The sequence below is a fragment of the Micromonospora eburnea genome (assembly GCF_900090225.1).
Classification (GTDB): Bacteria; Actinomycetota; Actinomycetes; order Mycobacteriales; family Micromonosporaceae; genus Micromonospora; species Micromonospora eburnea.
The window spans coordinates 3,006,048-3,028,777 of sequence record NZ_FMHY01000002.1 but is presented as its reverse complement, the minus strand read 5'-3'; the positions used below and the strand labels follow the sequence as shown (position 1 = coordinate 3,028,777).

The window sequence follows — 22,730 nt, the reverse complement described above, 5'->3', positions numbered from 1 at the left end:
GTCTCGCAGCAGCCAGGTTGGACATGGCACAGCCCTGGCATCTGCGGTGGCCCGGCATCTGACCTGCGGCCCCGCCGGGACCCGTCGTCATCGGCCGCCGCGACCGCTCACCGAGTCCTTCCCCCGCCACGGCCAGCGGCCGTTGAGCTCCACCTCGAGCGAGAAGCTCAGAAAGGTACGGATCAGTACGATCAGCGCCAGCACGCCGACGCTGGCGAAGGTGGGCGAGGCCGCCACCGTACGGATGATGTCCCCGCCGACCAGGAACTCCAGGCCCAGCAGGATGACTCGACCGACCCCCTGCCGGTAGGGGCGGTAGGCGTCGACGAATTGACGGGTACGCCACCACCGGGCCACGAACACCACGGTGGCGGCGAGGACACCGACGGCGATGACCAGCACCCCGGCGAGGTCCAACAGGCTCCCGATCCGCTGGGCGATCTCCCTCGTCGGCACCCGAGCACCTCCGCAACCGGCTCCGCTCCCGCCGTGGCCGATCCGGCTCCCGGAGCCTCGGCCGCGCCACCAGCCGGCGCCGCCGGACCGGCACGGCTGGCCGGACACGCGCCGACCGACCCGGAGGCCCCCACCGAACCGGCCGTCTCCGGACGAGGCCGACGGAACCCACCATCGCGCATGCTCCGCCGCCGGCGGGTCCTTTTCGGCGCTTCGGACGGGAACACGGCGGGCGTTGAACGCCTGCGACGGCGCTCCGCACCGGCCTAGGGTGGGTACCACGGACCGCCCCGGCCCGGCCGCGGTCAGCACGGCGACGGCGATGACGAGGAGCCAACGTGATGGAGCCCGAAGAGGAGCAGGAGAAGACCAGCAAGACCGACGACGTGCTCTTCTCCCCGGACGGGGATCCCCATCACACGGTGGCGCAGGCCCCGCAGCCCGACGAGCACCTGGCCGCCCAGTTCCAGCACGACGGCGAGACGGAGACCGTCGGCGACGAGTGAGGCCCGGCCGGCTGGTCCCACCGGGCGTCCCGGCCGGCACCGCGCCCACCGGGCGTCCCAGCCGGTGGCGGACACCGACCGCACTGCGTTGGCGTGGGTCACAGCGACTGCCGGCTGAGGGGCCAGAAGCAGGGGTTGCCCCATCGGCACCGGTGCGGTTGGCTGGCGACGATGGCCGCGGCGCGGTGCCGCAGCCGCCCGCCCGCGTAGGGGCGGCCGAGCCGGGAGGACGCCCATGGCGGAGCGGGTGCCATGGTCCTGTTGACGGCACTGGCGCAGGCTCCGGACGAGCGCCCGGACGCGATCCGGGTCGCCGGACGGTCGATGTCCGGCACGCACCTGTGGGAGAGCGCGTCCGCGGTGGCCGACCGGATCCGTGGGATGGACCGGATCGCGGTGGTGGCGACCGCGACGCTGGAGACCGTGGTGGGCGTCGTCGGGGCGCTGCTGGCCGGCGTGACCGTGGTGCCGGTGCCCCCGGACGCGGGGCCGATGGAGCGTGGCCACATCCTGCGGGATTCCGCCGCGGAGGCGATGTTGGCACCGGACGCTGTCGCCGCAGATACCGACAACCTGCCGGTGGTGCCGGTGTCGCTGCGCACCCGGTCGGCGAGCCGCCATCCCGAGCCGGCGGACGACCGACCGGCGCTGATCCTCTACACCAGCGGGACGACCGGGCTCCCGAAGGGCGCTCTGCTGTCCCGCCGGGCGATCGCCGCCTGCCTTGACGGACTGGCCGACGCCTGGTGCTGGACGCCGGACGATCTGCTGGTGCACGGGCTGCCGCTGTTCCACGTACACGGTCTGGTCCTGGGTGTGCTGGGCCCGCTGCGGCTGGGCGGCCGGCTCGACCACGTCGGTCGTCCGCGACCGGAGCGGTACGCCGCCGCCGGCGGCACCCTGCTGTTCGGGGTGCCGACCGTCTGGTCCCGGGTCTGCGCCGATCCGTCCGCCGCCCGGGCGTTGCGGGGTGCCCGGTTGCTGGTGTCCGGCAGCGCGGCGCTGCCGGTGGCGGTCTTCGACGGGCTCCACGCGCTCACCGGGCAACGGGTGCGGGAACGCTACGGCATGACCGAGACGCTGATCACGGTGAGCGCGCGGGCGGACCGGGCATCCGTGGCCGGCACGGTGGGGTGGCCCCTGCCCGACGTGGAGACCCGGCTGGTCGACGAGCACGGCGCGCCGGTGCCCGCCGACGGGAACGGGATGGGCGAGTTGCTGGTGCGCGGGTCCACCCTGTTCGACGGCTATCTCAACCGGCCGGACGCCGACGCCGCGGTACGGATGGACGACGGCTGGTTCCGTACCGGTGACATCGCGACCGTCACGGCGGACGGCCGGCACCGGATCGTGGGGCGGGCCTCCGTCGATCTGATCAAGAGCGGGGGCTACCGGATCGGGGCCGGGGAGGTGGAGGAGGCGCTCCTGGCCCACCCGGCGGTACGCGAGGCGGCGGTCGTCGGCGTTCCCGATCGGGTACTCGGACAGCAGGTCACGGCGTACGTGGTGGCGGACGGAGCCACCGAGCCGGAGCTGGTCAATTTCGTGGCACGGCAGTTGGCCGTCCACAAGCGCCCCCGCCGGGTCCACTTCCTCGACGCGTTGCCGCGCAACGCGCTGGGCAAGGTGCAGAAGTCGCGGTTGGGCTGAGCCACACCGCATCGCACCGGCCGCGGCGCGGCAGGTGGGTCAGCTGATGGTCCAGGTGTCGCCGCTGGCGAGGAGGCCGGCGAGTTGTTGTTCTGGGGTTTCGTCGGTTTTGGCTTTGGCGGTGGTGACCTGTTCCTGGACGAGGTTGTCGTAGGTGGGGCGGGTGATGCTGCGGAACACTCCGATGGGGGTGTTTCGTAGGTCGGGGCCGGGCAGGCGGGACAGGGCGAAGGCGTAGGCGGGGTCGGTGACGTGGGTGTCGTGGACGACGATCTGGTCGGCCGGGGTGGTGGCGGTGTCGCGGACTTCGAGGCCGAACCCGCCGGGTGGGTGGACGACGCAGTGCTCGCCGTTTTGGCCGAACGTGATCGGCTGGCCGTGTTCGAGGCGGATCAAATGGTCGTCGCGGGTGGCGGGCTCTTTGAGGGGGTCGAAAGCGCCGTCGTTGAAGATGTTGCAGTTCTGGTAGATCTCGACGAACGCGGAGCCCTGGTGTTGCGCGGCGGCGCGGAGCACTGATTGCAGGTGTTTGCGGTCGGAGTCGATGGTGCGGGCGACGAAGGTGGCTTCGGCACCGAGTGCGAGCGACAGCGGGTTGAACGGGGCGTCGGCTGATCCGACCGGGGTTGATTTGGTGATCTTCCCGGTTTCGGAGGTGGGTGAGTACTGGCCCTTGGTCAGGCCGTAGATGCGGTTGTTGAACAGCAGGATCTTCAGGTTGACGTTACGGCGTAGGGCGTGGATGAGGTGGTTACCGCCGATGGACAGGGCGTCGCCGTCGCCGGTGACGACCCATACGGACAGGTCGGGGCGGGTGACGGTCAGGCCGGTGGCGATCGCGGGGGCGCGGCCGTGGATGGAGTGCATCCCGTAGGTGTTCATGTAGTACGGGAATCGGGAGGAACAGCCGATCCCGGAGATGAACACGATGTTCTCGCGGGGGATGTTCAGTTCGGGCATGAAGCCCTGGACGGCGGCGAGGATGGCGTAGTCGCCGCAGCCGGGGCACCAGCGGACTTCCTGGTCGGACTTGAAGTCCTTCGCGGTGAGTTTCAGGGCGACGGGTTCAGACATTCTTGCAGACCTCTTCCAGCATCGTCTCCAGCTCGGCGGCGGTGAACGGCAGGCCGCGGACCTGGTTGTAGCCGATCGCGTCGACCAGGTACTTCGCCCGGATCACGTGGGCGAGTTGGCCGAGGTTCATCTCGGGGATGACGACCCGGTCGTAGGCGGCCAGCACGTCGGCGAGGTTGCCCGGTAGCGGGGCGAGGTGTCGCAGGTGGGCCTGCGCGACGGGTAGGCCACGCTGGCGCAGGCCACGGCAGGCCGCACCGATCGGCCCGTAGGTGGAGCCCCACCCGAGGACGAGGACGCGGGCGTCGCCGTCGGGGTCCTCGACCTCCACGTCCGGCACCGGGATGGTGTCGATGCGGGCGGCGCGGGTGCGGACCATGAAGTCGTGGTTGGCCGGGTCGTAGGAGATGTCACCGGTCTTGTCGGCCTTCTCCAGGCCACCGATGCGGTGTTCCAGGCCGGCGGTGCCCGGCACCGCCCACGGCCGGGCCAGGGTGTGCGGGTCACGCAGGTACGGCAGGAACGTGGTCCCGTCCTCCCCGTTGGGGGTGGTGGCGAACTGCACCCGCAGGTCGGGCAGCGAGTCGACGTCGGGCAGCAGCCACGGCTCGGAGCCGTTGGCGACGTAGTTGTCCGACAACAGGATCACCGGGGTGCGGTACGTCAACGCGATCCGCGCCGCCTCCAGGGCGGCGTAGAAGCAGTCCGCCGGCGAGCGGGGAGCGATGACCGCGACCGGCGCCTCACCGTGACGGCCGTACAGGGCCATGTTCAGGTCGGCCTGCTCGGTCTTGGTCGGCATCCCCGTGGACGGACCCGCCCGTTGCACATCCACGATCACCAGCGGCAACTCCAACGCCACGGCCAGGGAGATCGTCTCACTCTTGAGCGCCACACCCGGGCCGCTGGTCGTCGTCACCCCCAACGAGCCACCGTAGGAGGCGCCCAGAGCGGCACCGACCGCGGCGATCTCGTCCTCGGCCTGCATCGTGACCACACCGAACCGCTTGTGCTTACTCAACTCGTGCAGAATGTCCGAGGCCGGCGTGATCGGATACGCGCCCAGAAACACCGGCAACCCCGACCGTACCCCCGCCGCCACCAAACCCAGCGACAACGCCTGGTTACCGGTGATGTTGCGGTAGGTGCCCGGCAACATCCGCGCCGGCGCCACCTCGTACCGCACCGAGAAGTCTTCCGTGGTCTCCCCGAAATTCCAACCCGCCCGGAACGCCGCCACGTTCGCCGCGACCAACTCCGGCCGCGCCGCGAACTTCCGCTCCAAAAACCGCAGCGTCGACGCGTACGGCCGTGAATACATCCACGACAACAAACCGAGCGCGAACATGTTCTTCGCCCGCTCCGCGTCCTTCTTCGACACCGCATGCTCAGCCAGCGCACCAACCGTCATCGACGTCAACGCCACCGGATGCAGCACATACCCGTCCAGAGAACCGTCCTCCAACGGCGAGGACGTGTAACCCACCTTCGTCAGATTCCGCTTCGTGAACTCATCCGTGTTCACAATGATGTCCGCACCACGCGGCAGATCCGCCAGATTCGCCTTCAACGCCGCCGGATTCATCGCCACCAACACATTCGGCGCGTCCCCCGGCGTCAAAATGTCGTAATCAGCGAAATGAACCTGGAAACTCGACACCCCCGGCAACGTCCCAGCAGGCGCCCGAATCTCCGCCGGGAAATTCGGCAACGTCGAAATATCATTACCCAACTGGGCCGTCTCCGACGTGAACCGATCACCAGTGAGCTGCATACCATCACCCGAGTCACCGGCAAACCGGATCACCACCCGGTCCAACTGACGGATCTGCTTGCGACTGCTCGGCGCCAAGGTCATGTCGGTCCTCCACCCGGTACGGCCGGCCTGCCGTGTCGGCCTTCGCGGCGCGCGCAACGCCCCGGGTCGGCCCCAGTCGGCCGACCCGCTCGCGGTGTCACCCGGCGGGCGGAGGTCCGCCGACGCGTACGGGCGCCGGGGACAGCGAAGCGCGTACACCCGGATTCGGCAACCCCTACCCCCACACCCCGATCCACCCCCGACCGCGTCCGATTCGTGTCGGGCTAGGGGTTCAGCGACGGCGGACGGCGTCGTTAGCGTGAGCCGCAGGCCCAGTCCAGCCCGCGCTGGGGAGGATCCAGCATGACGGTCACCATCACCGCACCCCGCACCGACGAGGCGGTCCACGCCGACCGGCGGCCCGGCACCCGTCTCGGACGCCTGTTGGACCCGGGCACCGTGGTGCCGCTGCACCCCGCCGACGACAGCGGCGTGAGCGCCGCCCGCGGCCGGATCAACGGCTTCCCGGTCGTCGCCTACTGCACGGACGCGAGCCGGATGGGCGGAGCGCTCGGCGCCGCCGGCGCGCAGCACATCATCGACGCGATCCGGCTCGCGCTGTGGAAACACTGGCCGGTCGTCGGCCTCTGGCACTCCGGCGGCGCGAAGCTGGCCGACGGCGTCGAGTCGATGGACGGCGTCGGACGGATGTTCGCCATGATGACCAAGGCGTCCGGGCGGATCCCGCAGATCTCGGTGGTCCTCGGGCCGGCGGCCGGCGCGGCCGCGTACGGTCCGGCGCTCACCGACCTCGTGATCATGTCGGACGCGGCGCGGGTCTTCGTCACCGGCCCGAACGTGGTGCAGAGCGTCACCGGTGAACAGGTCGACATGGAGTCTCTCGGTGGCCCGGCGGTGCACGCCCAGCGCTCCGGAGTGGCGCACGCGACGACCACATCGGAGGCGGAGGCGTTCGCCCGGGCCCGGCGGATCACCGAACTGCTCGCCCGGCCCGGTCACGTCGACCTGGGCCTGGTGGCCGACCGGCGGGATCTCCGGGCGCTGCTGCCGGCCTCCAGCCGGCGGGCCTACGACGTACGCCCGCTGGTGCGGCACCTCCTCGACGAGGACGGCGACGCGCCGCCGTTCGAGGAACTGCAACCGGGCTGGGCGCGGAACATGGTGATCGGGCTGGGTCGGCTCGCCGGGCGGACCGTCGGCGTGCTGGCCAACAACCCGCTGCGCAAGGGGGGATGCCTCGACTCGCAGAGCGCCGAGAAGGCGGCCCGCTTCGTCCGGATGTGCGACGCGCTCGGCGTACCCCTGGTGGTCCTGGTCGACGTGCCCGGCTATCTGCCCGGCGTCGGGCAGGAGTGGGAGGGGGTGGTGCGGCGGGGCGCCAAGCTGCTGCACGCCTTCGCCGAGGCCGAGGTGCCCCGGGTCACGCTGATCACCCGCAAGTCGTACGGCGGGGCGTACATCGCGATGAACTCCCGCTCGCTGGGCGCGACCGCGGTCTTCGCCTGGCCGGAAGCGGAGGTGGCGGTCATGGGCGCGGAGGCCGCGGTGGGTGTGCTGCACCGGCGGGAGCTGGCGGCGGCGCCGCCGGAGCAGGTCGACGAGCTGCGTGCCCGGCTGCTGGAGGAGCACCGCCGCGAGTCCGGCGGGGTGGGGCGGGCGCTCGCGCTCGGGGTGATCGACGAGGTGATCGACCCGGCGGACACCCGGCGGCGACTGGCCGAGGCGCTCACCGCCGCGCGGCATCGGCGGGGCCGGCACGGCAACATCCCGCTCTGACGTCGTCCCACCCCGAGAGGGCTGCTCGGCGGCGGCCCCTCGGGGGCACGGCGAGGTCCGGCGGATGGACGGTGACCGTCGGGGTGGCCCGCCGGTCACCCCGGCCGGCGGGCCGTGGCGGCGCCAGCGGGTCCGGGGTACGCGCCGCCGCCCCGCGTCGTGACGACGCCGGGCGGCGATGTGCTGGCGGTCAGCGCGGGACCGCGGTGAGTACCTCGGTCATCACCGCGAGGACCTCCTGCATCCGCTCGGTCAGATAGAAGTGCCCGCCCGGGAAGTACCGCACGTCGGTGGGGCCGGTGGTGTGGGTTCGCCACGCCTCCGCCTCGTCGGGTGTGACCAGCGGATCGGCCGTACCGACCAGCACCGTCAGCGGGCAGCGGAGCCGGGCGCCCGGGCGCGCCCGGTAGGTCTCGATGGCGTGGTAGTCGGATCGCAGCGCGGGGAGGATCATGCGCAGCAGCTCCTGGTCGTCCAGCAGCCGGTCGTCGGTGGCGCTGTGCCGCCGCAGCTCGGCCACGATCGCGTCGTCGCCCTGCTGGTGCAGGTTCTCGACCCGGACCCGGCTCGGCGCCCGGCGTCCGGAGGCGAAGACGTGCACCGGCGACAGCCCTCGGTCACGTTCGAGCCGATCGGCCACCTCGAAGGCCAGGGTCGCGCCCATGCTGTGTCCGAAGAAGGCGGTGGGTCGCCAGTCCTCGTACGGGAGCGCCGCGGCGATCTGGTCGGCCAGCTCGTGGATGGAGTTCACCGCCGGTTCCCGGCGCCGCTCCTGGCGCCCGGGGTACTGCACGGCCAGCACCTCGACGCGCGGCGCGAGCGCGCGGGACACCGGAAAGTAGAAGCTGGCCGACCCGCCCGCGTGCGGGAAACAGATCAGTCGCATCGCGTCCGGGCCAGCCTCGTGGTAGCGGCGCGTCCAGACGTCCTGGGAAAAAGCCGTCGTCACCTGCATTCACCGTCCTGAAAAGGGGGCCGGCCCGCCCGGTCCGGGAACCCGGCTGGGCGGCGGGCGATACCGCCTCGGTGGATTGTATTGGCTGGCCGCCCCTGGGCCGACCGGCCGATCAGCGACCATAACCGCCATTCCCCCAGCCCCACCCCAGGATAGGGGTGCATTACGGGTGCCCAATCCCACAACCGCCGACGATGATGAAGGCTGTCGATTCGCAAACATTTCCCGCAGCATGGGGGCAGCGATGACCAGTTCGTCCGAAAACGTCGTCGAAAACATGATCGAGGCGGTTCTCGTCGGCGGACCGAGCGACCTGCCGGCGACCGTGCGGACCCAGCGGCTGCCGCGAGATGGCGAGAAGGTGAAGATTCACCACCGGGGCGGTTACGAGCACTTCGAACGGGACGGTGGCAGCTCGACGTCGTCGCCGAGCCCGGTGGTGTTCCGGTGGACCACCCGCACCCGCGTGGCCGAGTGACCGGCGGCTGCTCGACCGGGGAGCCCTCGGTCGAGCAGCATGGTCCAAACTAGACAGACCACCCAGGTCCGTCACAGCTCGGCCAATGCGCAATTCCCGGCAGAATGCCCGGAGGCCACCAACAACCCATTTCCCGCCTGCGCGGGAGGATGCCGCCAACCGGACCGCCCACTTTGAACACTCACCGCGATTGACACCTCACGGGGTGCTAGGATTGCGGCGACATTACGGCGCGGTACGGGGCCATTCTTCCGTTTGAAGGCGGCGAAGCACGCCTTCACGGAACTGTCGTCGAGTCCAGCCGCATGACAGTGATCTGTGCGCGTTCTGGCAGCGGACGGCAGGAGACTCGCCGTTAGGAGACCTTTCTTGCGGGGGGCGACGTGAAAGACGGCATCCGCCGAGCCATTGACGCCATTCGTGACCGGTACGAGGAGCCGTTGAGCCTCGACGACCTGGCCCGGTCCGCAATGATAAGTAAGTTCCACTTTCTGCGGACCTTTCGTCGGGTCACCGGCGTAACGCCGGGGCGCTTCCTCTCCGCGGTCCGCATCCACGAGGCGAAACACCTGCTCTCGACCACCACCCTGAGCGTGGCCGACATCAGCATCCAGGTCGGCTACGGCAGCCTGGGCACCTTCACCCGCCGGTTCACCGAGTGCGTGGGGCTCTCCCCCACCGCCTACCGCCGGGTCGCGCAGGGCGAACCGCTTCCCGAGAACAGCGCCGCCAGCCAGCCGCTCCAGGAGCGGCCCACCGGCAGCCTCTCCGGCGGCATTCATGCGGTCCCGCCGGCCGACTCGCCGATCTTCGTCGGCGTCTTCGACAGCCCCGTTCCCCGGGGGCGTCCGGTCACCTCCGGACTGATCGAGCAGCCTGGGCCGTTCCGGCTGGCCACCGTTCCGGCCGGCCGGTGGTATCTCCTCGCGGCCGCCGTCGGGCCGACCACCGACGGCCACACCACGCCGTCGCTGCTGTTGGGGATCTCCGACGAGCTGCGGATCATCCCTGGGCGGCACGTGCAGGTCGAGCTGACCATCCGGCCGCCCGACTGGCGGTATCCCCCGCTGCTCTCCGTGCTGCCCGGCATCGAACGGCTCCGCGTCGCGGCCTAGTGTCTCCCGGATCGGTCGAGGGCGAAGCTCTTCGGGCTGACGCCCAGGATCCGCTTGAAGTGGCGGATCAGGTGTGGCTGATCGTAGAAGCCGCTGGCAGCGGCGACCGACCCGAGCGGTTCGCCGGCGAGGATGAGCCGGCGGGCCAGGTCGACGCGCCGGGAGATCAGGTACTGGTGGGGGGACATGCCGAACTCGCGACTGAACGAGCGCACCAGGTAGGCCGGGTGGAAGTGCAGGATGCGCGCCGCATCCCGCAGCGACACCCCGGCGGCGACGTTGTCCTCCAGCAGGTCGCGCAGCCGGTGCGCAGGAGTGCGGTCCAGCCGGGCCGGCAGGGCCGGGCGGCCGAGCCGGGCCCCCAGCCGCTCGGTGATCTCCGCCAGGTGGCTCTCCGCCTCCAGATCCTCGCCGGGCTGCCAGATCGTGCCGTGCAGCCGCGAGATGGCCCGACGCAGCGGCGGATCGACGAAGGCCGAGTTGTCGACCGAGGCACCGACCAGCGCGTCCGGCAGTTGGTCGGGGGCGAGGTAGAGGACCCGCTTGCGGAAGCCGCGCGCGCTGGTCGACACGCCGTTGTGCGGCACGTGCGGGGGAAGCAGGGTGACCAGGTCGCCGAACGCACCGCGCTCGTGCCGGTCGAGGTCATAACGGATCCCGCCCTCATCGACGATAAGCAACGCCCAGGCGCCGTGCGCGTGCATCGGATAGGCGTGGTCGGTGAAGTGGGCGTGCAGCACCTCCACCACGCCGTCCAGACGCGGCCGCCACGCTGAGATCTTTGCGCCCGCGGGGCAAGCCCTCCTCGTCGCCACGTCAAGAACGTACAAGACCGCCGCGGGCGGCAGGCGGATCCTCGGTTCATGCCAACTGCGACCGAACCCGTGCGCTTCGACACCAAAATCGCCGTGCTGCTCCGCGACGACCTGCTCACCTGGCAGCGCCTGAACATCACGGCATTCCTGGTCAGCGGCATCGGGACGGCGATACCCGAGGTGATCGGCGAGCCCTACGAAGACGCGAGCGGCGTGCCGTACCTGTCGATGTTCCGCCAACCGGTGCTGGTCTTCGAGGGCGGCAAGGAACTGCTCCGGGCGGCGCACGGGCGGGCGCTCGGCCGTAACCTGCCGGTGTCGGTGTTCACCTCGGACCTGTTCGCCACGAACAACGACCGGGACAACCGGGCCGCCGTGCGGGCCGTCCCCACCGAGCAGCTCGATCTCGTCGGGATGGGCGTCTACGGGCCCCGCAACTCGGTCGACAAGGTGCTGAAGGGCGCCGGCATGCACGGCTGACGCGTATCCGGTTCGACGGCGAGGAACGAAGGTCGTGCGGAACGCGAGCAGCGCGCGGGCGTGCGCCCGTCGGCGCGGTCGGCGACCGGCCGGCACCCGTACGGCAACGCGTCCGGGCGGGTCGGCGATCCGACCCGCCCGGTTGACGATCAGAGCCGGTTGCAGCGGGAGGTGCCGGCCGGGAACAGCTCCTCCGGAGCAGATTCCAACGCCACCGAGATGTCGTTGTAGAGCTTGCCCGGGGCCGGTGAGTAGAGGTCGTCCCGACCGATGTGGCGGAAGCCGTTGAACAGGTAGGTGCCGGTGAACACGGCGTGGCCCGCCGTCACCTGCGGAGCCGTGCCGGCGCCCTGACCGTCCGCGTCGTCGTAGTAGTAGGTGGTGAACTGCTGCGCCGCCGGGTCCCAGCCATAGACCTGCCGACCGACGAGGCGCTGCGGGTTGGTCGCGGTCGGCATCTGTAGCGAGCGCAGCTCGTACCAGTGCCCGCCCAGGATCTTCCGCACCGAGACGTAGGTGGTGCCGGTCTCCGGCGGCTGGCCGTGCATCTGGGTGGTCACCGTGCACTTCCAGTTGCCGAGCATGAAGTCGAGCTGGCGCATCTGGGTCGGCGGCGCGGTGGCGGAACCGCTGAGCGCGAAGGCGTCGTCGTCGAGGTTGGGGAAGGTTTCCGGCGCCGCGCTGCTCGGCGCTCCGGCGCCGATCACCATGGCGCCGAGCACCGCCGTCGCACCGAGGGCCAGGCCACGGCGCAGCCGCGACCGGGTACGGCCGGGAACCGCCGCTCTCCGAGAAATCATTATTCCTCCCGAATGGTTGGAAGCGGGTGCCGACACCGATCGACCGGCCGCAATTCCTCGCCTGCGGGAACGTGCTGCCTCAAGCGCCGGCGACGTCGTTCGCCACGATCGGGAGGAAGTAACGGGAAGGCCCGGCCGGCACGAAAAGGTGTCGAACGGGAACGTAATGAAGGGCCCCCGGCGAGTCAAGACACAAGCGCGGGGATACGCGACGCCGGCGCGCGGTGTCGGGGCGCAACCGTGCGGTTCGGGCGACATAAACCGTTACCGCACTGGGGTGAGCAGGGGTCGTACGCTGCTCCCAGGGGGTCGAAGTAGGGGTACTAGGGGACTATCCGGGCCTGATTGCCGATCCCTATCCTTGTCGACTGGGCAGGAAATTGTCCATGCCGACGCCACGCCATCATATTTGCGGTCAGGCCGGGCTGTCCTGCCCCCTCACAAATGTGGAAAAGCGCTTTCCGGAAAGGTATGTCGGATTGCGTCGCCCGTCCACCAGAAGAGGAACCAAACATGGGGGAAGGCAGATGACCGGACCTGACGCGACGGCTCCCGACGGAACCGGTCGACCGTATCCGGTGGCGGTGGTCGGGCTGGCATGTCGACTGCCCGGGGCGGCGGATCCGGGTGCCTTCTGGCGGTTGCTGAGCGCGGGCACCAGCGCCCTGGGAGAGGTGCCACCGGACCGGTGGGGCGGCCCGGTCGACGACGGGGCCGTACGCCAGGGCGGCTTCCTCGACGACATCGGTGGCTTCGACGCCGACTTCTTCGGCATCTCACCCCGCGAGGCCGCGGCGATGGATCCGCAGCAGCGGCTGATGCTGGAACTGGCGTGGGAGGTTGTCGAGGACGCGGGGACCACCCCGGCGGCCCTGGCCGGCACCCCCGTCGGCGTCTTCGTGGGTGCGATCTGGGACGACTACGCCCACCTCACCTATCAAGGTGGGGCCGAACTGATCACCCCGCACACCGTGACCGGCCTGCACCGCAGCATCCTCGCCAACCGGATCTCCTACCTGTTCGACCTGCACGGCCCGAGCCTGGCGGTGGACACCGGGCAGTCCTCCTCCCTGGTCGCCGTTCACCTGGCCTGCGAGAGCCTGCGCAACGGTGAGTCCACAACGGCCCTCGCCGGCGGCGTGAACCTCGCCGTACTGGCGGAGAGCGCGATCGGCGCCGAACAGTTCGGTGGCCTTTCCCCCGACGGGCGCTGTTTCACCTTCGACGCGCGGGCGAACGGCTACGCGCGCGGCGAGGGCGCGGCGCTCGTGCTGCTCAAGCCGCTGGCGGACGCGGTCGAAGCCGGCGACCGGATCTACTGCGTGATCGACGGCTCGGCGGTGGGCAACGACGGCGCGACCGAGGGGCTGACCGTGCCCGGCCGGCACGGGCAGGAGCAGGTGCTGGCCACGGCGTACCGACGCGCCGGGGTGGACCCGGCCGAGGTGCAGTACGTGGAACTGCACGGCACGGGGACCCGGGTGGGCGATCCGGTGGAGGCGGCCGCGCTGGGTGCCGTCCTCGGCCGTCGACGCGGCACGGCCGGCCCGCTGCTGGTCGGCTCCGCCAAGACCAACGTCGGGCATCTGGAGGCGGCCGCCGGCGTCGTGGGCCTGGTCAAGCTGGCGCTCTGCGTACGGCACCGCAAGCTGCCACCGAGTCTGAACTTCGTCTCGGCCAACCCGGACATTCCGCTGGAGGAGCTCGGCCTGCGAGTGCAGCGGGAGCTGACCGACTGGCCCTCGCCCGACCGGCCGCTGCGCGCTGGCGTGTCGTCCTTCGGCATGGGCGGGACCAACTGCCACCTGGTGGTCCGCGACGCTCCGGCCGGCGCGCCGATCGAGGCGGCCGGGGACGGCGGAGCGTCGTGGGTGCTGTCGGCGAAGACCGAGCCGGCGCTACGCGCGTACGCCCGACGGCTCGGGGCGTGGCTGGCCACGCAGGAGGACGTCTCGCCGCCCGCGGTCGGGGACGCACTCGCCCGGCGGACCCGTTTCCCGCACCGGGCGGTGGTCACCGCCGTCGGCCGGGACGAGTTCGCCGCCGCGCTCGGCGCGCTCGCCGACGGGCGGCCGCACCCCCTCGCGGTCACCGGTGTGGCCGCCGACGCTCGGGGCACCGCCTTCTGCTTCACCGGCCAGGGCAGCCAGTACGCCGGCATGGGCGCCGACCTGTACGCCAGCGAACCCGCCTACCGCGACGCGTTCGACGAGGCGTGCGAGGCGTTGAACTCCCACCTGGACCACCGTCTCCAGGACGTCGTGTTCGCCGAGCCGGGCACTGACCTCGCGGCCCTGTTGGACACCACCGCCTACACCCAACCGGCGCTGTTCGCCCTGCACGTCGCCCTGCACCGGGTCGCCACCCGTGAGTGGGGGTTGCGTGCCGACTACCTGACCGGGCACTCGCTCGGCGAGATCAGCGCCGCCCACCTCGCCGGGGTGTTGACCCTCGGCGACGCCGCCCTGCTCGTCACCACCCGCGCCCGACTCATGAACAGCGTCACCACGCCCGGCGCGATGATCGCCCTCCAGGCCAGCCGCGACGAAGCAGCGGCCCTGATCGGCGGCCGGTCCGGGGTCGCCATCGCCGCGGTCAACACACCGCACACCGCAGTCATCAGCGGCGACCACGACACCTGCCACACGCTGGCCGCCGAATGGCGGGAACAGGGGCGCAAGGCCACCGCGCTACAGGTCAGCCACGCCTTCCACTCACCCCACATGGCCGCCATCGCCGACGGGTTCCGCACCGTCGCCGCAAGCCTCACCTACGCTCCGCCCTCCGTGCCGGTGGTCAGCAACGTCACCGGACAACTCGCCACCACCGAACAACTCACCGACCCCGACTACTGGGTGGAGCACATCCTCGCTCCCGTTCACTATGCCGACGGTGTCACCACGCTGCACGACCAACACGGCGTACGCACCTTCGTGGAGCTCGGGCCGGACGGGACGCTCACCACCCTGCATGTCCAGACGTTGCCGGGCGCGGTCACCGCGGCGCACGTCCTGCATCCGGAGCAGCCCGCGGGTCGTACGTGGCGCGCCGCCGCCGCGGCGGTGCACGTCGTGGACGCCGGCCACGTCTGGCCGGTTGACGCGGCCCGGTGCGACCCGCCGCACCTGCCGGGCTATCCGTTCCAACGCCGCCATCACTGGCTGGACACGCCGGCCGAGGCGCCACGGCCGCCCGTACCGGTGCCCGGGACGGCGGACGGCTCGGGCACGGCGGCCCAGGCCGCGGTCGAGGTGCCGCCGCTACGCGACCGGGTACGCGCCCTCGACGAGCCGGACCGTCAGCGGCTGGTCCGCGACACGGTGCTCGACCGGCTCGCGTTCACCCTCGGCCACGAGACGGCCGGTGGTATCGACCCGACCCGGACGTTCAAGGAGTTGGGCTTCGACTCGCTGATGGCGGTGCGGTTCCGCAACGACCTCGCGGCGGCGACCGGCCTCGACCTCCCGGCCGGGATCACCTTCGACCATCCGACGCCGGACCGGCTGGTCGACTTCGTCGACCGGTTGGCGGCCGGCGGCCCGGCTCCCGTGGCGGCGCTCGCACCGGCGGTTCCCCTGGACGAGCCGGTGGCGATCGTGGGAATGGCCTGCCGGTACCCGGGTGGGGTCGCGACCCCGGAGCAGATGTGGGAGCTGCTGGTGGAGGGCCGGGACGCGATCGGCCCGCTGCCCGCCGACCGGGGCTGGGACCTGGAGGGACTCTACGACCCGGACCCGGACAGGCCCGGCACCACGTACGCCCGCGAGGGCGGGTTCCTCACCGACGCCCCCGGCTTCGACGCGGAGTTCTTCGGGATCAGTCCGCGTGAGGCGACGGCGATGGATCCGCAGCAGCGGCTGCTGTTGGAGACCGCGTGGGAGAGCGTCGAGCGGGCCGGCGTCGACCCGACCAGCCTGCGCGGTGAGCGGGTCGGCGTGTTCGTCGGCGCCATGCCGCAGGACTACGGCCCCCGGATGCACGAGGCGTCGGGAGACGTCGGCGGGTACGTGCTGACCGGCAACACGACGAGTGTGGCGTCCGGCCGGATCGCGTACGTGCTGGGGTTGGAGGGGCCGGCGGTCACCGTGGACACGGCGTGTTCGTCGTCGCTGGTGGCGATGCACCTGGCGACACAGGCGATCCGTAACGGCGAGTGCGACCTGGCCCTGGCCGGGGGTGTCACGGTGATGGCCACCCCCGGCATGCTCGTGGAGTTCAGCCGGCAGCGCGGCCTGGCACCGGACGGCCGGTGCAAGCCGTTCGCCGCCGCCGCCGACGGCACCGGCTGGGGCGAGGGTGTGGGCCTACTGCTGCTGGAACGGCTCTCCGTGGCCCGGGAACGCGGCCACCGGATCCTCGCCGTCATCCGCGGCTCCGCCGTCAACCAGGACGGCGCCAGCAACGGCCTGACCGCACCGAACGGACCATCCCAGGAACGCGTCATCCGCCAGGCCCTGGCCAACGCGAGGTTGACGCCGGCCGACGTGGACGCCGTCGAGGCACACGGCACCGGCACCACCCTCGGCGACCCCATCGAGGCCCAGGCACTCCTCGCCACCTACGGCCAACACCGCCGCGACGACCAGCCACTCTGGCTCGGGTCGATCAAATCCAACATCGGCCACACCCAGGCCGCCGCCGGGGTGGCCAGCGTCATCAAGCTGGTCCTCGCGCTGCGGCACCACCGGCTGCCGCACACCCTGCACCTCGACGCGCCCACCCCGCACGTGAACTGGGACGCCGGAAAGGTACGCCTCCTCGACCAACCGGTGGACTGGAAGCCAGGCCCGCAGCCTCGTCGGGCTGCCGTGTCCTCGTTCGGTGTCAGCGGTACCAACGCGCACCTGATCATCGAGGAGGCCCCGGCTGATGAGCCGGCCGGCAGCGGGCCGGAACAGACCGGATCGGATGCCACCCCGACCTCGACGACACCGGCCGACGGGGACGACGCCGAGTTGACCGACCTGCCCGGTGGTGGGTGGGTGCCCTGGCTGCTGTCTGCGAAGACCGACACGTCGTTGCGGGAGTACGCCCGCCGGCTGCGGGACTGGGCCGCTGACACGGACGGCCTGGATCTGGTCGGCGTCGCCCACGCCCTCGTCGGGCGTAGCACGTTCCCGTGCCGGGCGGTCGTTCTCGGTCGCACCGTCGAGGAGATGCGCGAAGCCCTCACCGCTCTGGCCGACGGGGTCGAGCACGACAACCTGACCGTCGGTGAGGCCCGAGACGGCGGCAGGATCGGGTTCATCTACCCCGGTCAGGGCAGTCAATGGCCCGCCATGGCCCACCAGCTCTACCGCACCTCGACCGTCTTCCGTGACAGCATCAACACCACCGATGCCACCCTGCGCCGGCACGTCGACTGGTCACTGCTCGACGTGATCCTGGAAAAACCCGACGCGGCCAGCCTGGACCGGGTCGATGTCGTCCAACCGGTCCTGTTCGCGGTCACCACCGCGCTCACCGCACTGTGGCGGCACCACGGCATCAACCCTGATGCCGTCATCGGCCATTCCCAGGGCGAGATCACCGCCGCCCACGCCACCGGGATCCTCGCCCTCGACCAGGCCGCACGGCTCATCACCCACCGCGGACAGGCGCTGACCACCATCGAAGGCACCGGCGGCATGCTCGCCGTCACCGGCCCCACCCCCGACGAACTACCCGACCTGCTGACCCGACTGGTGCCCGAACACGCCGCGAGCCTGCACCTCGCCGCCCACAACGCGCCCACCAGCAGCGTCCTCTCCGGCACCCCCCACGCCATCCAAGCCGCCCACCAAGCCCTCACCAGCCACGGCCTGACCGCCAAAATCATCCCGGTCAGCTACGCCAGCCACTGCCCCCACATCGACCCACTACAAGCCGAACTGACCAAGGCCACCGTCAACCCCCAGAGCAGCGACACCACGTTCTACAGCAGCACCCGCCAACAGGCCGTCCCCGGCACCGAACTGACCATCGACTACTGGTGGGACAACCTACGCCACCCCGTCCACTTCCACCCCACCCTCCAACACCTGACCACCGACGGACACCACACCCTCATCGAGATCAGCCCACACCCCCTCCTCGCCCCCACCATCGACAACGACACCACCGTCTGCCACACCCTCCGCCGCGACACCGACCCCTGGCACACCCTCCTCACCAACACCGCCCACCTCCACACCCACACCAACCACCCCATCACCTGGGCCCACCTACTCCCAACAACCCAGACCCACACCACCCCACCCACGTACCCCTTCCACCACCAGCCGTACTGGCTCAACGTGGCTCCCGTCGCGGGCACGCAACAGCTCGGACTGCGGCCGAGCACCCACGCGCTCCTCGGCGCCGCGCTCACCACCGCCGGCAACGGCGAGGACGTACACACCGGGCGGCTCTCCACCCGCACCCACTCCTGGCTGGTCGACCACACCATCGGCACCGGCTGCCTGCTGCCGGCGACCGCGTTCGTGGACCTCGCCCTGCACGCCGGGGCGGCCGCCGAGCATCACCACCTCGACGAGCTCACCCTGCACAGCCCGCTCAGCCTCGGCGAGCGGCCGACCGACCTCCAGGTCGCCGTCGGCGCCCCGGACGAGCGCGGCCGACGGATGCTGACCGTCCACTCCCGGCTCTCCGACGCCCCCGGCGAGGTCAGCTGGACCCATCACGCCACCGCTGCCCTCGACGACGGCACGGACGAGCCGGAACCGAGCCCGCTGACGGCCTGGCCCCCCTCCGGCGCCATCCCCGTCGACCTGGACGGCCTGTACCCGCGGCTCGCGTCGACCGGCTACCACTATGGACCGGTGTTCCAGGGCGTACGCCGAGCCTGGCGGTCCGGCGAGAACCTGTACGCCGAGGTCGCGCTGCCCGAGCCCGGCGACACCGACGGGTACGGCCTGCACCCGGCGCTGCTGGACGCGGCGCTGCACCTGGCCGTTGACGCGATCGTGTCCCGGGAACCCGGTCGGCTGTGGCTGCCCTTCTCCTGGTCCGGGGTACGCCGGCTCCGCAGCACCAGAGTGGCCACGGCGCGAGTTCGTCTCAGCTGGCGGGGACCACACGAGATCGCCCTCTCCGTTCACGACGACGCCGGTCAAGCCATCTTCTCGGTGGACTCGCTGGCCTTCCAGTCGGTCACCGCGGCGCAGCTCGACGCGAGCCGGCAGACGTACGACGGTCGCCTGTGGCGGTTGGACTGGACGCCGGTGGCCCTGCCCGCCAGCCGGGCGGCCACCGACGGCTGGGTGATCGTCGGTACGCCGACGTACCGTTGGGAGCTGCCCTGCTACCCCGACCTGGACGCCCTCCACGAGGCCATCGCCAGCGGAGAGGTCCCGACGCCGGAGCAGGTCGTCCTCGCGCTGCCCGACCACAGCAGCGACGACGAGGCCGATGTGCCGGCGGCCGTGCACGAGGTCACCGAGCGGCTGCTGCGTACCCTGCAGGCCTTCCTCGGCCAACCGGCCTACACCCACGCGCGGCTGACCGTCCTCACCACCGGCGCGGTCAGCGTCGGTGCGAACGACCGGCTGACCAACCTGCCGGCCGCCACCTGTTGGGGTCTGGTCCGTACCGCGCAGACCGAACACCCGGACCGCATCGCCCTCGTCGACACCGACCACACCGATGAGAGCATCGCCGCGCTGCCCGCCGCGGTCGCGAGCCCCCGGCCGCAGCTGGCCCTTCGTGGCGGCGCCCCGCACACCGCGCACCTGGCCCCCGACACCACCTCATCGACCGCCCAACCCTTCGGTCCGGACGGCACCACGCCACCCACGGCCCGACCGTTCGACCCGGAGCGTACGACGCTCATCACCGGCGGCACCGGCACCCTCGCCCGGCACACCGCCATCCACCTCATCGCCCACCACGGCGCCCGCCACCTGCACCTCATCAGCCGACAGGGCCCCCACCACCCCGACGCAGCCCACCTCATCCACCACCTCACCAGCCACGGCGCCACCATCACCATCACCACCTGTGACACCACCGACCGGCAACACCTAGCCGAGGTCATCAACCACATCGACCACAGCGATCACCCACTCGGCGCGGTCATCCACACCGCCGGCACCCTCCACGACGCCACCCTCACCAACCTCACCCCCCACCAGCTCCACACCACCCTCGACCCCAAAGTCGACGCCACCTGGCACCTGCACACCCTCACCCACCGCCACCCCCTCACCCACTTCCTCCTCTACTCCTCCATCGCCGCCACCCTCGGCACCCCCGGCCAAGCCAACTACGCCGCCGCCAACACCTTCCAAAACGCCCTCGCCCAACACCGCCACCAGAACAACCAACCCGCCACCAGCCTCAACTGGGGCTACTGGACCGACACCAGCACCCTCACCGCCCACCTACACAACACCGACCTCCAACGCCTCCAAAACACCGGCATCACCCCACTGAGCACCCCCCACGCCCTCACCCTCCTCAACACCGCCCTCACCACCACCAACCCCACCCCCATCACCGCCCACCTCAACCCCACCAACCTCCCCACCCACCTCACCCAACCCAGCCGGACCACCCCGTCCGGCGGCCGGTGGCGGGAGCAGCTCGCCGGCCTTCCCGAGCCCGCCCGCGAGGAAGCGGTACGCGAACTGGTGCGGAACGCGGTGGCGACGGTGCTCGGCCTGCCCTCCGCCTCGGCGGTGCCGCTGGACCGGGCCTTCAAGGAGCTGGGGTTCGACTCGCTGGTGTCGGTGGAGCTGCGCAACCGGTTAAGCGCCACGACAGGTCTCCGGTTGCCGGCGACGCTGGTCTTCGACCACCCCACCCCCGCCGCGGTGGTCGGTCAACTACTGGCCCGGGTCTCCGCCGTACCCGACGGGACGGAGCGGACGGCGGTCGCGCCCACGCCTGCGACGGCGCTGGACGACCCGGTGGTGATCGTGGGGATGGCCTGCCGGTACCCGGGTGGGGTGAGCAGTCCGGAGCAGTTGTGGGACCTGGTGATCAACGGCAGTGACGCGATCGGCGGGTTGCCGGAGGACCGCGGCTGGGACCTGGCCGGTCTCTACGACCCAGACCCGGCGCGGACCGGGACGACGTACACCCGGCACGGGGGATTCCTGTACGAGGCGGCCCGGTTCGACGCGGAGTTCTTCGGGATCAGTCCGCGTGAGGCGACGGCGATGGATCCGCAGCAGCGGCTGCTGCTGGAGACGGCGTGGGAGTGCGTCGAGCGGGCCGGTGTCGATCCGACCAGCCTGCGCGGCAGCGCGACCGGTGTCTTCACCGGAGTGATGTACGACGACTACGGAGGCCGGATCCAGCGGGCACCGGAGGGCTTCGAGGGTCACCTGTTGACGGGAAGCATCAGCAGTGTCGCCTCGGGGCGGATCGCGTACACCCTGGGGTTGGAGGGGCCGGCGGTCACCGTGGACACGGCGTGTTCGTCGTCGCTGGTGGCGATGCACCTGGCAGCACAGGCCATCCGCAACGGTGAGTGCGACCTGGCCCTCGCGGGTGGGGTCACGGTGATGGCGACCCCAACGGTGCTGGTCGAGTTCAGCCGGCAGCGCGGCCTGGCACCGGACGGCCGGTGCAAGCCGTTCGCCGCCGCCGCCGATGGCACCGGCTGGGGCGAGGGTGTGGGCCTACTGCTGCTGGAGCGGCAGTCGGTGGCACAGGAGCGCGGCCACCAGATCCTGGCCGTTCTCCGCGGCTCGGCGGTCAACCAGGACGGCGCCAGCAACGGGCTGACCGCACCGAACGGACCGGCGCAGGAACGCGTCATCCGCCAGGCCCTGGCCAACGCGAGGTTGACCCCCGCCGACGTCGACGTCGTGGAGGCCCACGGCACCGGCACCACCCTCGGCGACCCGATCGAGGCCCAGGCCCTCCTGGCCACGTACGGCCAGCAGCGGCGGGACGACCAGCCGCTGTGGCTCGGCTCGGTGAAGTCGAACATCGGGCACACGCAGGCCGCCGCCGGGGTCGCCGGCGTGATCAAAATGGTCCAGGCGATGCGGTACGGCACACTGCCCCGCTCGCTGCACATCGACGCCCCCACCCCCCACGTCGACTGGACCGCCGGCAACGTCCGCCTGCTCGACCGGCCCGTCGAGTGGAAGCCGAACGGGCAGCCACGGCGGGCCGGCATCTCCTCCTTCGGCATCAGCGGTACCAACGCGCATCTGATCATCGAGGAGGCCCCGGCTGATGAGCCGGCCGGCAGCGGGCCGGAACAGACCGGATCGGATGCCACCCCGACCTCGACGACACCGGCCGACGGGGACGACGCCGAGTTGACCGACCTGCCCGGTGGTGGGTGGGTGCCCTGGCTGCTGTCTGCGAAGACCGAGACGTCGTTGCGGGAGTACGCCCGCCGGCTGCGGGACTGGGCCGCTGACACGGACGGCCTGGACCTGGTCGGCGTCGCCCACGCCCTCGTCGGGCGTAGCACGTTCCCGTGCCGGGCGGTCGTTCTCGGTCGCACCGTCGAGGAGATGCGCGAAGCCCTCACCGCTCTGGCCGACGGGGTCGAGCACGACAACCTGACCGTCGGTGAGGCCCGAGACGGCGGCAGGATCGGGTTCATCTACCCCGGTCAGGGCAGTCAATGGCCCGCCATGGCCCACCAGCTCTACCGCACCTCGACCGTCTTCCGCGACAGCATCAACACCACCGACGCCACCCTGCGCCGGCACGTCGACTGGTCACTGCTCGACATAATCCTGGAAAAACCCGACGCGGCCAGCCTGGACCGGGTCGATGTCGTCCAACCGGTCCTGTTCGCGGTCACCACCGCGCTCACCGCACTGTGGCGGCACCACGGCATCAACCCTGATGCCGTCA

The 22,730-nt window shown here is 71.1% G+C and carries 13 protein-coding genes (1 of these 13 only partly in view); 7 read left to right on the top strand and 6 right to left on the bottom strand.

The annotated features are described in order from the left end of the window. Window positions 1–87: 87 nt before the first annotated feature. Window positions 88–456, bottom strand: coding sequence for a DUF1622 domain-containing protein (locus tag GA0070604_RS13855; protein ID WP_091118326.1), 369 nt, complete (start codon window positions 454–456; stop codon window positions 88–90). Window positions 457–794: 338 nt separating this feature from the next. Here GA0070604_RS13855 and GA0070604_RS32370 point away from each other — a divergent pair, with 338 nt between their 5' ends. Continuing rightward, window positions 795–962, top strand: coding sequence for a hypothetical protein (locus GA0070604_RS32370; RefSeq protein ID WP_167363462.1), 168 nt, complete (start codon window positions 795–797; stop codon window positions 960–962). Between the two features lie 252 nt (window positions 963–1,214). Beyond that, the gene (locus GA0070604_RS13850) at window positions 1,215–2,612 is read left to right on the top strand and encodes an acyl-CoA synthetase (RefSeq protein WP_091118325.1); all 1,398 of its coding nucleotides are present in this window, start codon (window positions 1,215–1,217) and stop codon (window positions 2,610–2,612) included. A 39-nt stretch (window positions 2,613–2,651) separates the two neighbouring features. Here the strand turns inward: GA0070604_RS13850 and GA0070604_RS13845 are convergent, their stop codons facing one another. Continuing rightward, window positions 2,652–3,686 carry a 2-oxoacid:ferredoxin oxidoreductase subunit beta gene (locus GA0070604_RS13845; RefSeq protein WP_091118324.1) on the bottom strand — a complete coding sequence of 345 codons (1,035 nt, stop codon included), beginning with the start codon at window positions 3,684–3,686 and terminating at the stop codon, window positions 2,652–2,654. Next, window positions 3,679–5,544, bottom strand: a complete 1,866-nt coding sequence (locus GA0070604_RS13840) for a 2-oxoacid:acceptor oxidoreductase subunit alpha (RefSeq protein WP_091118323.1) — start codon at window positions 5,542–5,544, stop codon at window positions 3,679–3,681. The genes GA0070604_RS13845 and GA0070604_RS13840 overlap by 8 nt, the downstream gene beginning before the upstream one ends. Window positions 5,545–5,847: 303 nt before the next feature. On the opposite strand from GA0070604_RS13840, the gene GA0070604_RS13835 reads away from it, so the two are divergent. Beyond that, entirely contained in the window at window positions 5,848–7,281 is a 1,434-nt protein-coding gene (locus GA0070604_RS13835; RefSeq protein WP_091118322.1) for an acyl-CoA carboxylase subunit beta, read from the top strand. Window positions 7,282–7,471: 190 nt separating this feature from the next. On the opposite strand, the gene GA0070604_RS13830 is transcribed toward GA0070604_RS13835, so the two are convergent. Continuing rightward, the gene (locus tag GA0070604_RS13830) at window positions 7,472–8,230 is read right to left on the bottom strand and encodes a thioesterase II family protein (protein ID WP_341845339.1); all 759 of its coding nucleotides are present in this window, start codon (window positions 8,228–8,230) and stop codon (window positions 7,472–7,474) included. Window positions 8,231–8,405: 175 nt separating this feature from the next. Between GA0070604_RS13830 and GA0070604_RS13825 the strand changes: the two genes are divergently transcribed. Next, window positions 8,406–8,714 carry a DUF5988 family protein gene (locus GA0070604_RS13825; protein ID WP_244161884.1) on the top strand — a complete coding sequence of 103 codons (309 nt, stop codon included), beginning with the start codon at window positions 8,406–8,408 and terminating at the stop codon, window positions 8,712–8,714. 383 nt (window positions 8,715–9,097) lie between these two features. Continuing rightward, a complete protein-coding gene (locus tag GA0070604_RS13820) occupies window positions 9,098–9,829 on the top strand; it encodes a helix-turn-helix domain-containing protein (RefSeq protein WP_091118319.1) in 732 nt (243 codons plus the stop codon). Here GA0070604_RS13820 and GA0070604_RS13815 read toward each other — a convergent pair. Beyond that, on the bottom strand, window positions 9,826–10,644 hold the full coding sequence (locus GA0070604_RS13815; protein ID WP_244161883.1) for a helix-turn-helix transcriptional regulator: 819 nt from the start codon (window positions 10,642–10,644) through the stop codon (window positions 9,826–9,828). The two genes, GA0070604_RS13820 and GA0070604_RS13815, sit on opposite strands and share 4 nt — an antisense overlap. 48 nt (window positions 10,645–10,692) lie before the next feature. Here GA0070604_RS13815 and GA0070604_RS13810 point away from each other — a divergent pair, with 48 nt between their 5' ends. After that, entirely contained in the window at window positions 10,693–11,124 is a 432-nt protein-coding gene (locus tag GA0070604_RS13810) for a DUF2000 domain-containing protein (RefSeq protein ID WP_091118318.1), read from the top strand. Between the two features lie 149 nt (window positions 11,125–11,273). On the opposite strand, the gene GA0070604_RS13805 is transcribed toward GA0070604_RS13810, so the two are convergent. After that, the gene (locus tag GA0070604_RS13805) at window positions 11,274–11,924 is read right to left on the bottom strand and encodes a DUF1579 family protein (RefSeq protein ID WP_167363460.1); all 651 of its coding nucleotides are present in this window, start codon (window positions 11,922–11,924) and stop codon (window positions 11,274–11,276) included. Between the two features lie 527 nt (window positions 11,925–12,451). Here GA0070604_RS13805 and GA0070604_RS13800 point away from each other — a divergent pair. Then, window positions 12,452–22,730, top strand: partial view of a type I polyketide synthase gene (locus tag GA0070604_RS13800; protein WP_208602043.1) — the 5' portion only. The gene runs 3,590 nt beyond the window's last position; only the first 10,279 of its 13,869 coding nucleotides appear in the window; the start codon lies at window positions 12,452–12,454; the stop codon falls past the right edge of the window.